General features: G+C 43.0%; 8 protein-coding genes and 1 tRNA gene. 3 read left to right on the top strand and 6 right to left on the bottom strand.

All coding sequences use genetic code 11. The features are described from left to right. Positions 1-76: 76 nt before the first annotated feature. Positions 77-391 (top strand): tyrosine-type recombinase/integrase, encoded by a 315-nt coding sequence (locus ABXJ76_RS06400; RefSeq protein WP_432746462.1) that lies wholly within the window; start codon positions 77-79, stop codon positions 389-391. A 37-nt stretch (positions 392-428) separates the two neighbouring features. Here ABXJ76_RS06400 and ABXJ76_RS06395 read toward each other — a convergent pair. Then, positions 429-505 (bottom strand) — tRNA-Ser (locus tag ABXJ76_RS06395). 281 nt (positions 506-786) lie between these two features. After that, positions 787-5,508 (bottom strand): Zn-binding domain-containing protein, encoded by a 4,722-nt coding sequence (locus ABXJ76_RS06390; RefSeq protein ID WP_432745275.1) that lies wholly within the window; start codon positions 5,506-5,508, stop codon positions 787-789. Between the two features lie 341 nt (positions 5,509-5,849). Here ABXJ76_RS06390 and ABXJ76_RS06385 point away from each other — a divergent pair. Further along, positions 5,850-7,432, top strand: a protein-coding gene (locus ABXJ76_RS06385; protein ID WP_432745272.1) for an IS3 family transposase whose coding sequence is annotated in 2 segments (ribosomal slippage) — positions 5,850-6,321 and positions 6,321-7,432 — 1,584 coding nt in all. Because the reading frame shifts where the segments join, the coding sequence is not laid out codon by codon here. Between the two features lie 88 nt (positions 7,433-7,520). On the opposite strand, the gene ABXJ76_RS06380 is transcribed toward ABXJ76_RS06385, so the two are convergent. The 4 genes from ABXJ76_RS06380 to ABXJ76_RS06365 form a co-directional block, all read right to left on the bottom strand. Further along, a complete protein-coding gene (locus tag ABXJ76_RS06380; protein ID WP_432745269.1) occupies positions 7,521-7,781 on the bottom strand; it encodes a hypothetical protein in 261 nt (86 codons plus the stop codon). 456 nt (positions 7,782-8,237) lie between these two features. Next, positions 8,238-10,055: a DNA recombination protein RmuC gene (locus tag ABXJ76_RS06375; RefSeq protein ID WP_432745267.1), complete on the bottom strand. Its 1,818-nt coding sequence runs from the start codon at positions 10,053-10,055 to the stop codon at positions 8,238-8,240. Positions 10,056-10,071: 16 nt separating this feature from the next. After that, positions 10,072-11,034 (bottom strand): ASCH domain-containing protein, encoded by a 963-nt coding sequence (locus tag ABXJ76_RS06370; protein WP_432745264.1) that lies wholly within the window; start codon positions 11,032-11,034, stop codon positions 10,072-10,074. Positions 11,035-11,287: 253 nt separating this feature from the next. Continuing rightward, entirely contained in the window at positions 11,288-13,222 is a 1,935-nt protein-coding gene (locus ABXJ76_RS06365; protein ID WP_432745263.1) for a helicase-related protein, read from the bottom strand. A gap of 105 nt (positions 13,223-13,327) precedes the next feature. On the opposite strand from ABXJ76_RS06365, the gene ABXJ76_RS06360 reads away from it, so the two are divergent. Then, positions 13,328-14,383, top strand: coding sequence for an IS701 family transposase (locus ABXJ76_RS06360; RefSeq protein ID WP_432745261.1), 1,056 nt, complete (start codon positions 13,328-13,330; stop codon positions 14,381-14,383). The last annotated feature ends 8 nt before the right edge of the window (positions 14,384-14,391 follow it).

Genomic DNA, 14,391 nt, shown 5'->3' with positions numbered 1-14,391 from the left:
ATTCATCCCGAACAGGCGAAAGCGAAAAAGGCCATTGCCATCCCGTTGAGTGATGACGCGCTAAAGGTAATTCGTAATCAGATCGGTAAACACATTTGTTTACGACGGTGAGCCCGTCAGCCATGCAAATAACCACGCATGGCGAAAAGCGTTAATCAGGGCGGGATTTGTTGATTTTCGTTGGCACGACTTGCGCTATAGCTGGGCGAGTTGGCACATTCAGAACGGAACGCCGTTACATGTACTGCAAGAACTAGGCGGCTGTGCGGATTCAACAATGGTTTTGAGGTACGCACATTTGTCGAGTGAGCATCTGCAAAATTACGCGGGGAATTCAAAAGTTGAGAAAAATTTACTACACGGGGTACAAAACGAAAAACGGCAGGCATAAAAAAAACCAGCTAAGTGCTGGTTATTTATAGTCTTTGTGGTGGGTCGTGCGCGATTCGAACGCGCGACCATCGCATTAAAAGTGCGTTAAAATCAATAAATCATAAAACAACACAACAAACTATAACAATAAAATCATATAGTTATGTAAATTTCTGTTTATCAAGTATTGCCATTTACTGCCATTTTTTATTCTCAAGTGTCCCATCAGTGCCCCATGAAGCAACAGAGATAACGCTACGCTAACCAACCCAACTAAATTCAAAAACACTGCTATTTTTTTTGTTTTAATAACAAAATTACCGCTAAATCCAACCTAATTTTGAGAGGTCCCAAATAGGCCACAGACCTTTAATCACCCAGTTTTAAGCGAAAGTTTGCCAATATGGAGTATATTTAACGTTCCTTAACAAAAATTTGCGTTGGAAATTCTTTAGCATTCCTAATATTAAGCTTGTTAATTAATTGAAACATTTTTTCTACCTGTTGCGTAGATTGCGACAAATTATCATCAAACCAAGGTGCTTTATCTCCGATTTTCCAATAGCCAACACCTTGATCAAACCGAATGTGAGTTGTTTTCCCAGACTGCCATGTCAATTCCATCACTCGACCATGTGGCGCATCGCTCGCAGTGTTGACTATACAATTTTCATCCATTGCATCAAAATAAGCGGAAATAACATCCATACGTAAGTTGTCATCCATCCAATCGGCCAATAAACCACGATTTTGATTACTTATTTCCCTTTTAACTCCGGTATTAATAACGATTTTTGGTTTATTCCAGTTACTTTGCATAAGCTGCTTTAACCCATCAATAAGTTCGGCAATGAGCATAACCGACCAAGGTGAAAACAACCAGCGATCGGAATAATGCAGGCTAACAAGTTCATCCGTTAATACATGTTGTTGCAATAATGGATGATGTTCAAGTAGACGTTGCCATAGTTTCTCTGCAAATTTATTTAATGCACCATTGCACTCAACTAGTATTTCTACCTCCATATCGCCATTTCCGGTATTTGGCTTCAAAACCGCCTCATCCAGATATTTTAATATCGGAACAAGCGGGTAATTATCCGCAGATACTAAAACACTGTCGGATAGATTTAACCAATTTTGAGAAGGAATTGCGGTTTGCTTAAGCGAGTGCGCAAATGTCTTACAGCCACTGTTTGACAGTGTTTGCGCAACAATACAAGCTGAGCCTTTGAGTATCACCTTATTATCGTCAACTATAGCGATAGTCACCCCTAATCGGTGCAAAATCCAAAGCTCTTCTTTGATGGCTTCGGAAAGTGGCTGTATCGAAGAGTTAATAAACAAAACCAGTTTGGTATAGAGTTGCATCCAGCGATAGCAGCGTTCAAGTAATTGGCTTTCACTTATTTCCCAGTCGGAGAATTGGCCTTGTAAAAACACATGCAGCTCTGTTGCACCTTGACTAGCTGCATCGTGGATTTCAGTAAATAGCGTTTCGGGGCAATACCGAGACGAATCACCGAATAGTTTTAATTCGTCCGGCAAAGCCAGCAATTTGATGAATTCTTCATTCAAATATCTTGCCGCTAATTGCCGATCCAAATATTCAATATGGAAGCGGGTATCGTAACCTAACAAGCAGTTTTGGCACACGCCTTGACAGTTACACTGAAGATATTGCTTAGATTTAACAAATAACTCGTCAAAATAACGGTATGCAGACGATGCAAAACCGGCACCGCCACTGCATTTGTCGTATAAAACAATGGCCGCCACTGGATAGCTGCAACCAGTCAACTTAGTCGGCTTCACGGTATAGCCCAGTTCATCAACATTGATACCCAAAGTGTCAGCGAGGGCTTGTCTGAGAACCACAGATAATGTCCAGGCTATTTTTTTACTATCTTCATTTCTATAATCAAGAAACGTCTGTTCGTTGTAATGTTTTAAATACAGTTCAAAAACATCGGTATGGTCAACATAACCTAAATGAAGATTGGTTTTAATGGCAAATTCGCTGTCGTTACCGCTACACCACGCGTCGGCCTCACCACTCAGTTTGCCGCGTAATATTTTATGAGGTTTTGTAAAAACATCGGGCAACTTATTATCGGCACTCATCGAATCAGCCCGACCGCAATGCCAGCACAAAGCGTAACCGTGATCCTGTTCGCCAGAGCTGTGATAAAAAATATCACCTCGGCTACCGGCACGGAACTGTCCTAAATGAGGATTTGATAAAGGACGCAGCCTATCTTTAGCTGTAACCCACGGTTCTTTAACCGGCACATAATGTTGTGCGGAAACATCGGTATGGGGGCTGGTATAAAAGTCAACGGCAAATCCTGCGGGTTCAATAAATTCGCGCTTATGCTCAGGATTAAGCGACTCACCACACTCGTTGCAAACATTACTTGAAACACTACTTAAAGCATTGTCAATTGCACCACAATGATCGCAACGCCAAGCAGTCATAAGCTTCTGAGTTTCATTGGTACCGCTTTCGGGAATATGCCAACTTAAACTCAGTCCTGCTGAACGATATGCCAAACCATTCAATACAATATCGCAGCCTGGTGCATATTCTCTAATGGCAATGGATAAGTCGCGAGTCGGTTTTTCGCGGATACGGCTAAGATTATCTTCTCTCTGTTCGTTTTTTTTGTGGTTTTGAAGAAGATAATCATGGACGCTGTAAGGATCAAAGTAGGCGATGCCGGTTGGAAATCCGTAACAAGGTAAGAAACCGCGCGTTGCCAGTTCAGCCAGCAAATATTCTCCTTTTAGGCGCTCCAAGTCTTTCTCTACCCGTTTTTTGTACGGATTTCTTTCACCAATGTTTAAACTTAACGCATCAAACTCTGCTTGCAATGGCTGGTACTCTGACAGCCATTTATCCTTGATGCCATTAATGGTCGACAGAGATTGATGTGTGAGGTTGATAACTGATGTGCCAGCCAGAATCGTATTATTTATTAATGCTTTCAGACCTTGCTCCAGGTTTTCAGGAATCCCGCTAATCTCGCACTCATCCAGCCAGGCACAAAAATGCTCAAGCTGTGATTTACTGGCTTCGTCCTGACAAAAGAACCAGCCACAATTTAATTTGGTGTTTTGCTGTTGAGTAACGCTAATAACCTGTTTTAAAAAGAACGAAAATATCAGGGAATTAACATGTCGTTGCACAATCTTGGCGCTATTTAAAGTAATGTAAGGTGCTTTAATATGAGTGGTAAACGGCCATAATGGACTATTAAAAACCGTACGCTCATGCGGATTGTCCTTACATAAAGTAAATGCCAGCGCACGGGTCTCCTGACGGCGTCCGGCACGTCCTGCTCGTTGTAAATAATTGGCAGGATGGGGAGGAACATTGTTCATGGCAACGGCTGAAATCCCCCCTATATCTACGCCCATCTCCATAGTTGTAGAACAACTCAAGACATTAAGCTTCTCCGCCTTGAATAGCTTTTCAAAAGATTGCAAACGACTAGCCGGTTGTTGCGCTGAATGTTCTGCAGTCCTAAAAAATACGCCACCTTCTAGAATTCTGTCGCTTAAATCCGTCCACAGATTTTGTTTTCTAAGTTCAGCAATATTGGCATTGTCAGCAATCCATTTTCTTATAAATTCAAGTTTTTCATGATTTGAATTAAAATCATGACGGATAGGTAACACTGGAATGGCTATTTTTTGACAAACTGTCGTTTGTTGGCTAGGTGCATAAGGTAAATAGGGAGTAATGCCTTTAAAAGTTGTGTCCAGTAACCGATGTGTCACGGGGCAAACCCACACGTCTTGAACACAACAAAATGCCATCTGTTGCGGCTTCATTTGATAAGTTAGAGAACCTGAAACAGGGGTTAAAATCCGGCTTTCCTGCGTAAGTGCTTTCCAGGCAGAGCGCATGATTTGATTTAGAATGTCTTCATCTGCTTTATTGGCTAAGTTCAGATTTAGTGCATGAACCAAAATGCGAATTAATCGGTGATTGCGCCCTTTTCTAACTAAAGACCATTTGCTAATGCGTTTTCCTGTCCATTCTTTTGAATCTGGGGCTAAAAGCTCCTTAGGGTAAATAGTAACGCCTATCCAATTAAGCCAGTCTTGATTAACAGAAATAAAATTTGTCCGTACATAAAAATCCAGGCTTATTTTAAGAAAGTCATGCCAATCATTTAACGATAACCCAAGACTTTTCCATTCGTTAGAAACTTTATCGATAGCTTTTAAAGCAGGATACTGAACCATAACGAGCCCAAGAGTTTCCAAGGTATTTTGACGCTTGGGTCGATGATAAAATTCTCTAACCAGCAACATTTCTGACAAAGTTATAGAACCGTTATTGTCCTGAAACAGCATAGGATTCTGGTCACGGTAATAATCCAACATCGGTTTTGAAATGTCGCTATTGGCTTGAAGCGTATTAATTGCTTCCTGCCAAGTTATGGGCTGTAGTACACTCAATCGATCAATTTGTTGCTGTGTTTTCTCTGCAAAATTTAAAAAATCGTCTGCTTCCGCCAAACCCATTTTTCTAAATTTTTCTGCTTTCACTAAAAATTCATTTCTGGCTTTTTCCAATTCATTACGTTCTATATCGCTGACAGTCCCTGCTTGTTTAGCAACCATTTCATAAACCAGCCCACGCAAACGGTTTCGCTCCGAATCCTGCTGGATTTTTACGGCTAGCCGCGCAGTGCCTTGTCGACTGTCGGTAAAGGTAATCAGTCTTCGCCCTCGTCCAGGACTTTCCAATGGGTTTTTACCATCCTGACAAAACTCCAGCAAAGTTGGTACAGTATTGCTGACATAAAACGGCGTACCTAACAAGCATCGGCGAAAAACACCACTTTTCCCGTGATCAGGAACAAAACCGCAATGTCCACAAGTTTCGCTATCATTGACGATATGAATCGTAATGGCCTGATGCGTTTCACCGAGTTGCTTATTATCGAGTGACAAAGTAACAGAATGGGTCAAATCTGCATCGGCTTTTACCGCCAGATTGACTAGCTCACTCGCCGTTTCTGTACTGCTATCAGATTCCTGCTCCTCTTCCGTATCCTCTTCACCGGCAGATTCAATTTGCAGGCTAAACTCATCAATTGCCTGTCGCGGAATTTGGATCAATTTCCCTTGCTGAGTTTGAAAAGCCTGTAAATGTGGACTATTGCAATCAGTACAAAAAATCAGTTCATAAACCGGCGCTCCGCATTCGCAATACTCGCGTTGTTGGCTATATACATAGCCAAATGCCCAGTTATCCGCTAGGAGAGTCTCATTTTTGCGACTACAGTTAGGATCGACACAGCACCATAATCCATTAGTTACTTGATGAAATAAATGCCCGCGTATTGGTAAAAATGGCTGCTTAGCCTTGTTATCTTTATCAGGTAAGATTGTCCCAGTCCCCCTGCGTCAGAATAGTTGTCGCCTCAAATTTTAAGAAAAAATAAAATTTGAGATTAGAAATGAAAAAATATAAAAGGTATTCAGCAGGCTTCAAAGAGCAGGCATTGGTAAAAGTTTACAGTCGTGGCAATGAGCAATCGATTCAGTCCGTCGCAGACGAATTGAACATCAATTTAACTACCTTGAAGACTTGGATGAAACAAAGCGAACAGGACGTCAATAAACCTGCACCACCGAAATCAAAACGTCCCGAGGATTGGAGCCCAGAAGAACGCCTTGCCGCTTTGCAGCAAACCTATGGTTTACTCGGCGAGGACTTAAATACCTGGTGCCATGCACGAGGCGTTTTTGTCCATCAACTGGAACAGTGGAAAACTGATTTCTGTAGTCAGTGTGATTCAGGAGACCCGCGTGGAGAAGCGCGGGCCTTACGTGCATTGAAAGTGGAAAAGCAAAGCCTTGAGCGCGAACTATTGCGTAAAGACAAGGCCTTAGCGGAAGCCGCAGCGCTGTTGGTTCTGCAAAAAAAGTTCCGAGCGCTCTTGGGGGGAGAGGTCGAATGACGTCTCACGAAGAGCGCAAGCAAGTGATTGTTTTACTGAATGAATCGATAACAGCGGGGGTACGCCAAGTTAAAGCCTGTGAAGTGCTAGGCCTAAGCGAACGCACCTTACAACGCTGGCAGACAGGTGAAACTGTTCACTGTGATCAACGCCCCTTGCGCGACTATCAACCGCCACACAAGCTAACAGCAATCGAGCGCGCCGAAGTATTGGCTGTCGCCAATTCCGATGAATTCGGCCATCTGCCGCCGAGTCAGATCGTGCCACGGCTAGCCGATCAAGGCAGCTATCTGGCGTCTGAGTCGACCTTCTATCGCATACTCCGAGAGGAAAATCAGCTTGCCCATCGGCGTAGCGAACGTCCTGCTCAAACACGTACCAAACCGCGTGCAATCTGTGCCACAGCGCCTAACCAGCTCTACAGCTGGGACATTACCTACCTGCCATCGCTTATCCGCGGACAGTTCTTCTATCTTTATCTATTTGTTGATATTTTCAGTCGAAAGATTGTCGGTTGGCAGGTGTATGAAGAAGAAAGCAGCGCCTTGGCTGGCGAACTGTTACGCGATCTATGTCATCGTGAAGGCATACAGTCAAAACAGCTTATCCTGCATTCTGATAACGGCAGTCCCATGAAAGGATCGTCTATGCTGGCAACCTTGCAGCAGCTCGGTGTCATGCCTTCCTTTAGTCGGCCGTCGGTTAGTAACGATAATCCTTATTCAGAATCGTTGTTTAAGACCTTGAAATATCGCCCTAAATATCCGTTAAAGCCATTCGCCGATGTCACAGAAGCACGTCAATGGGTCACGGGGTTAGTGGAATGGTACAACAACGAACATCGCCACAGCGCTATCCGCTTTGTCACCCCAGCGCAACGTCATGAAGGCTTGGATGAAAACCTTCTGGATAACCGTAAAACCGTCTACGGGGCTGCTCGTGCTAAACATCCGCAACGCTGGAGCGGAAGCACTCGGAATTGGCAAAGAATCCAAGCAGTCCACCTTAACCCTGATAAGGCCGAAACAAAAGAAGATGAGACCAGGGAGGTGATTATTCAGACCCAAAAAGCAGCGTAAGTTTTAACCGTCGAGGCGACAACTACATTGACAATTTCCGTTACGAATTAAAGGCAATAAACCCTAATCCTAAATTCATATCAATTGACTATTCTCCATATGTTCCATGCTCACGTTTATCTTCCTGAAGTTGTTCACACTCTACTTCCAATCGCTCTTTAGCTATGCGATTTGATTCATTTAAAAGCTCTAGTTTTTGGCGCTCTCTGATGCTTTCTGCGCTGTAATAGAGTCGTGGACTGCCGTATGAGTTGAGGTTATAGCTATTGTTCTGTCTAGTATCATTGCGATCATAGGCAGTAACGTTAAATGACATGACAAGTAATATTACTGCGATTATATTTTTCATGGGACCCCTGGCCGTTTTGTTTAACTGCTCGTTTTTTGAAGCCATATATTATTTCCAATAATAGACAGCCTTACTCCTCATCAAGCTCGACAGTGATAGGTTCATCCGTAGCTTCCAAAACTCCGGTAAAGCCAGTGTGAATCGCCGCCCAAGACGCTCTTAGCACAAAAATAAAATCACTGCCGCCGTAAAAACATCCGTCGTAATATTGCTGACAAAAGGCCAGATGACCACAGAGACAATCTCATAAGGGAGATGGACGATACCAAACTGAAGGCCCACAGCTATTGATCGAGCATAATTCCCTTTCGTCTCCCTCACTCTGACGTGTTGGGTGGATTTGAGAAAAGTTCTACCTGGTTACTCAATACTTGCTTCCGCACCTTTCATTCTATTTTCTCCAGTTGCTTAAAATCGGGTAATTTCTAGGCATGGTTTTCAATAACGTTAATAGCCTTAATTTTCTAATAACAAAACAGCTTCCTTATCCTCCGTAATCTCCAATACCGCCACATCCCGCAATTTTCTTTGCATCGCTTTGGTTCTGGTATCTTTTAGCTTCTCTAACGAACCCGATGCCGTAGTCAGCTGTTTATGAACCAAGGCTAGTTGATCGGAATAACTGGCAAATTCAGTTTTAACTTCCGCCAATACTTTCCAGACCTCACTGCTGCGTTTTTGCACAGCAAGCGTCCTAAAGCCCATGTGCAAGCTGTTTAATAGCGCCGACAAGGTCGTGGGCCCCGTAATAGTGATTCGGTATTTACGCTGTAGCAGTTCAAGCATGTGTGGATGCCTTAACACCTCGGCAAACAAGCTTTCAATGGGCAGGAACATAATGGCGAAATCAGTGGTGTACGGAGGATCGATATATTTAGCACTAATATCTTTGGCAAAACTTTCCACGACTTTAAGCAATGTTTTCTGCGCCTGGTCAATTTTTGCCGGTTCGGCCTCATCGTAAGCCACTAATAGTAACTGATAGCTTTCGAGCGGAAACTTGGAATCCATGGGCAGCCAGACAGTTTTCTCATCCGCTTTGCCAGGCAATTTTACCGCAAACTCGACATTCGCCTGACTGCCTTGCTTGGTGGCAACATTGGTCGAATACTGCTCCGGCGTTAATACTTGCTCCAAGATATTGCCCAATTGGTATTCGCCCAAAATGCCGCGCGTTTTAACATTGGAAAGAACTTTCTTTAAATCACCGACACCAATCGCCAATGTCTGCATTTCACCCAAGCCTTTATGAACCTGTTCGAGCCTATCACTGACTTGCTTAAAGGATTCGCCCAGACGTTTTTCCAGGGTGCTTTGCAATTTTTCATCCACGGTTTTACGTATTTCGGTCAACTGCTGGGTATTGTCTTCTCTGATAGATTTCAGTTGCTTTTCAATGGCGTCCCTTATTTCAACAATACTGCCCTTGGCTTGTGCCGTGGCATCGACTTGCTGTTTATTTAGATCAGAGAATTTCAAGCTTAATTGATTATTGAATTCAGTGATGTTTTCAGAAAATTTAGCGCCAAAAGACTTTAATCCGTCATTTAGTTCTTGCCGGTTCAATTTAGCATCGTTTTTTATGCTCGCATCAAAGCCGTCCAGTTTTAAAGCTGTTTTTTCCCGAAACTCATCCTGTTTTTGATTTAAGGTGGTACTGGAAGATTGGAATGACTGGGTAACACTCTCTTTGAAATCATTTGAATTGATAATGATTTTTTCAAACAACGCATTTAGTGCATTTAAGCCTTCTGTCAATTCTTGACGATTAGTTTTGGCATCATCTTTCATGCTAGTGTCAAAAGCATCAAACTTTACAATTATGTGCTCTCTAAATTCGTCCTGTTTGCGATTTAAAGCCTCACTCGAAGATTGAAATGACGATGACACACTCTGTTTAAATTCATTGGAATTTGTAATCAAACGCTCTGATAATTCATTCAAGGCGTTCTTGAACATTTCCAACTGTTTATGTTGAGCAGTACCATTCTCACTAATGCGGTTTAGCATGGTATCTTGGAAATTTTTAAAGGCATCCTGCGTCTCCCTCCTGTTTTCCGAACTGACTTCTCGAAGCTCCTTTCGTGACTCGGAAAAACCTTCCTTTAGGCTAACCTCGTGTAGTTGCTGCAAACGAATTAACTCCTGAGAGCCACTTTCCGAATTGGTTTTGATCAAACTATTAACACGTATAAAAACAACCGCTAACAAAATAAAAATACCGACAATAATTAGTCCGGTAACAGAAAATGCGATTAACAAGGGTTCAGTCATGATTATTTCCATTAGTTTAAGCGATTGCAAGCGCAAGCTTTGCTTGCACCTGTGGTTCCAGATTCACCCAGATGACAGCCCCATTCGGATGTTGGTAATTAACCGGTGTTTCCAGCGGTTGGGCGCTTTCAAGTATCCAGGCAACATTCCATTTTTCAGTATCGCCCGATTGCAGACGCTCCTCGGAAATCTGGTGCTGGTCGATATTGTTCATCTTATCTTGCTCACTGAGCGGTCCTTTGACCCCAACCAGATTGGCTACACCCACAATTTGCCCTGTGCCTTGTTTAATTAACGCAATAGGTCCACGTTGACTGGTACTGCTTGAGCGCATTTCCCAAGTCTTGGTTCCGGCCAGAATTCTATCGATATAAGGACTTTTTATAATCAAGCCTTTAGTCGGTATGCCATTAATTGCTTCAACTTTGATTTTTGAGGTCAATTCAGCTTCCACTTCTGGAATCGAATAACTATCTGCTGCTAAAGCGACCTTGGATTGATCCGTTTTTTGTGTAGCATGTTGACTCAGCGGCTCAATATACTGCTCACTAGCAAACACTTTACCTGATGCCATCCGCTGAAATAATCTTTCCAAGGCATCAAAATCAGCAGCCTTAAAACACATACCACACGGCTCGTTGTTTTCCGAAAAAACGGGAAATTTCTGATAATAACTGCTGGAATGCAGGTTTTTCTTCTTCTGGCGGTTAATGTGTTCCTGAATACCGTCGGATGACGCTGCCCAGCTCTTGTTAAAAAAGTCGGGGTGTAAAGCAACCTGAAAATAAGCAGGAACGCCACCCGCTCCAACTGCTCTATCCTTACGGATATAAATAAATTGGTTTAACGGCTTGGAATAAAACATCAGATTTTTAACATACTGATCTTCGCCATTATCTTTCAATTGGGCGACAAAGCCTTGTTGAGTGGCAATTTTGATGACGTGTTGACGGACAGATTCAGAAATTAATTTAGGCATGAAACTTTTCCTTGTGTAGTGAATGATAGTTACTTAACACCAAAGCAGATATCATGCCAAGTAACACAACCCTCTAAGTACTAAGCTATAACGAATATTTTTGTTAAACACAACGAGCAGTTTTACCTAAAAAAATAATAAAAATTATTAACTTATAATTAATTTTATAAATAAATACTTTATTACCCTCGGTTATTAGTTAGCTCAATGTAATTATTCATTAATCTTGATACTGTTCTCCTTCCAATTTATTTTAAACAAACGCGATTGCCGCGATAGGCCAAACTGCATGCCTGATTCCCATGGAAATTTCCTGATCATTGGGAATTTTGAGTTCAAGAATTTTATCAACCTCATAATCCTTCAACTGCTTAATAACATCAGCCGCCGCGAGTTGCTTTGATCTTTGCGCTTGAAATATTGCTCTTACTATTTTCGCTTGTTCGGTAGAGGATAATTGATATCTTTCACCATTGGTTAACAAGGCAAAGAAATTGAATGATAAATCAATTTCCCTGCTATTTCCCAATTCACAATGAATTGTTTGCCTCAAAAAAACGAGCAAACCAGCTACAGGAATACCATCGAAAACTGAAAGAATATCAGCATCATTTCTAAGTAATGCACAGCCTACAATTTTCTCGGGAATAAAACGATTAGTTAATGTTTCGGTAATTTCAGGAAGATTCATTCCTAAGGCATGTACCTGTTGCCCACCAACCATATCTACAGGCAAGCCTCCCGTATCGCCACAGACGTATGTTCTGGAACCGACAGCAATTGCAGGCAGCTGTTCTTCAACAGATACGATTTCATCGTCTTTAAACTTAAACGTAGCCACTTCGACATCATCGGTTGCAACAGCATCCCCATATTTAGATAAAAAACTAGCTAAATCAGACCATGTTGCGTTGCCAGGTTCAATCGCGCGAATTTTTTCAGCTTCGTGCCGATAGGTGTCATCAAATAAACTCCAGATTTTGAATCCTTCGGTTACAAGCATACCAATTGCATTTGATTCTAGCATTCCTAAAGTGCCTTTCGGAGCACTACCGATAACGTCTTCTAACTCTTTGGGCGGAACAAGTGACATAACCCGACTAAACAATATTTCAAATTGCTCTGGATCTAATTGCGAGGAGATAAGGGCTAGCTTTTCTCTAGCGATCCGATACATATCGACCTCACGGCTTCCCGCCGCAACGATTGTATCCACAATAATTGTTTTACTTGAACCAAAGCGATGAACACGGCCTACACGCTGCTCAAGATCCATTGGATTCCAAGGAACGTCCAGATGAACTAAGCGCCGAGCTCGCTGCATATTTAGACCTTCGCCACCTGCTCGGGACGAAACTAAGAACCTAGGGCCATCGACCGACTGGAATTCTCTAATTTGAGATAATCGTTCCTCATCACTTTGATTTCCAATTATGATGGCAGGATCAACATCGAATCTTTTCTTAAGAAATGATGCAACAACGCCAACTGTTTCCACAGGTTGAGCGAAAAACACTATTTTTTCGTCATCAGACTTTTCAATGATCCGACACAAAGCCTCCCATTTAGCATCAGCTGCCTCCGTACTAAGGAGACTAACCCCTTCTTTTAGTAAATCGGCAAGAAGTAAAGGATCTGGAGCCCAGGGTTCGTCCTCAAGCTCCTCAAGGTCACTTACCTTGTCATCATTTTCCTTTTGCAATCCAACTTGCTTAATTAGGCGTGCAAATAGTACTGGTATCGGTTCATTTACTGCACCCCCACGATATGGACGAAGTGCCGCCATCGCTCCGCTAAGTTCTGTATGCTCAACTCCCCATCCAAGCCTACGCATACTGAGCCTGACAAGAAAACCAAGCCCTGCCTGTACGCTGGAGGCTGCCCATTGCAGTGCTTGCCCTTTTGCCCAGCCGGTCGCACGACTGCGACTGCCTCCATTTTCCGCTTGGTCATAAAGACTGCCTATCCCTTCATACCACTGCTCATACGCAAAACCAAGTTGCACTACTGTCGGTGGATTTATTTGTCTACTCGGAAAAAGTGGCTGTCCCCGCCAATCTCTTATACGGTCTTTGGTTCGGTAAATCACCTTTCCGGCTACACTTTCCAAAGACTGCCCCTCATCAGCCAGAAGACGAAGGAGATTTTTAAATCTTGCCTCGCTACCTTGATGAGGGGTTCCGCTCATTAGAAATAAACGACCATCAGATGGCTGGGAATTGACTAATTGATGAACAAGTTTATATGACTGACTGATGTTACGCACCCCCCTCAAAAAGCGTATTATTTCGGGATGGAAAAAATAAAACTAGAATTATACACAGACTACCTGATCTGCAATAACGGGTTTGCGACGGCGACCGGATTGTCGGCAATGATGGAAGGGGATATAAGCCATGACCAGATGACGCGTTTTCTGGCATCGAAAGCATTTACCTCCAAAGACCTGTGGGGGCAAGTTAAAGCGACAGTACGCCAGATAGAACGGGAAGATGGTTGCTTGATATTTGACGATACCATTCAGGAGAAGACCTGGACGGATGAGAACGAAATCATGTGCTGGCACTATGATCACTGCAAAGGGCGTTCGGTCAAAGGAATCAATTTGCTGAACGCCCTATACTATAGTGGGGAAGTTTCAATTCCCGTCGCCTTTGAAGTGGTGCGCAAGCCTTACCAGTTCAGTGATGTGAAGACCCGCAAGGTCAAGCGGGCCAGTGAGTTCACCAAAAATGAGCTGATGCGGGAGATGATAGCGACCAGTGTGGCGAATGCCATCAAGTTCCGCTATGTGTTGACAGATAGTTGGTTTGCCAGCAAGGAAAACTTTGAGTTCATCCTGAAAAAAGACAAGCACTTCATCAGCGCCCTAAAGGATAACCGCTGGGTGGCTTTAACAGAAGACGACAAGAAAGAAGGCCGTTTTGTACGGATCAGTCAGCTGGAATTGGCGGATCAGCAGGCGGTGCGCGGTTGGATGAAAGGTTTTCCTCATGAGGTGCTTTTCGTCCGTCGGGTCTTTACAAACAAAGACGGCAGCATCGGCCTATTGAATCTGGTATGCAGTGATTTAGCGTGCAATGGCGAACAAGCCGCCACGATCTACCAAAAACGGTGGAAAGTTGAGGAGTTTCACAAGTCATTAAAATCCAATGCGGGGTTGGCAAAGTCACCAACCCGTACGGTCACTACCCAGAACAACCATGTCTTCATGTCGATCTATGCGGTGTTCAAGCTGGAATGTCTGAAGATAAAACACAAGGCCAATCATTTTGCGCTAAGAACTAAGCTGTTTATCAAAGCGAACCAGATAGCTTATGAAGAGTTGCAAAAATTACTGGCTGCGTAACATCAGTT

This window comes from Methylobacter arcticus (genome assembly GCF_050917435.1).
GTDB lineage: Bacteria > Pseudomonadota > Gammaproteobacteria > Methylococcales > Methylomonadaceae > Methylobacter_A > Methylobacter_A titanis.
The sequence above is the reverse complement of the archived record's forward strand: the minus strand, read 5'-3'. Positions and strand labels throughout refer to the sequence as shown.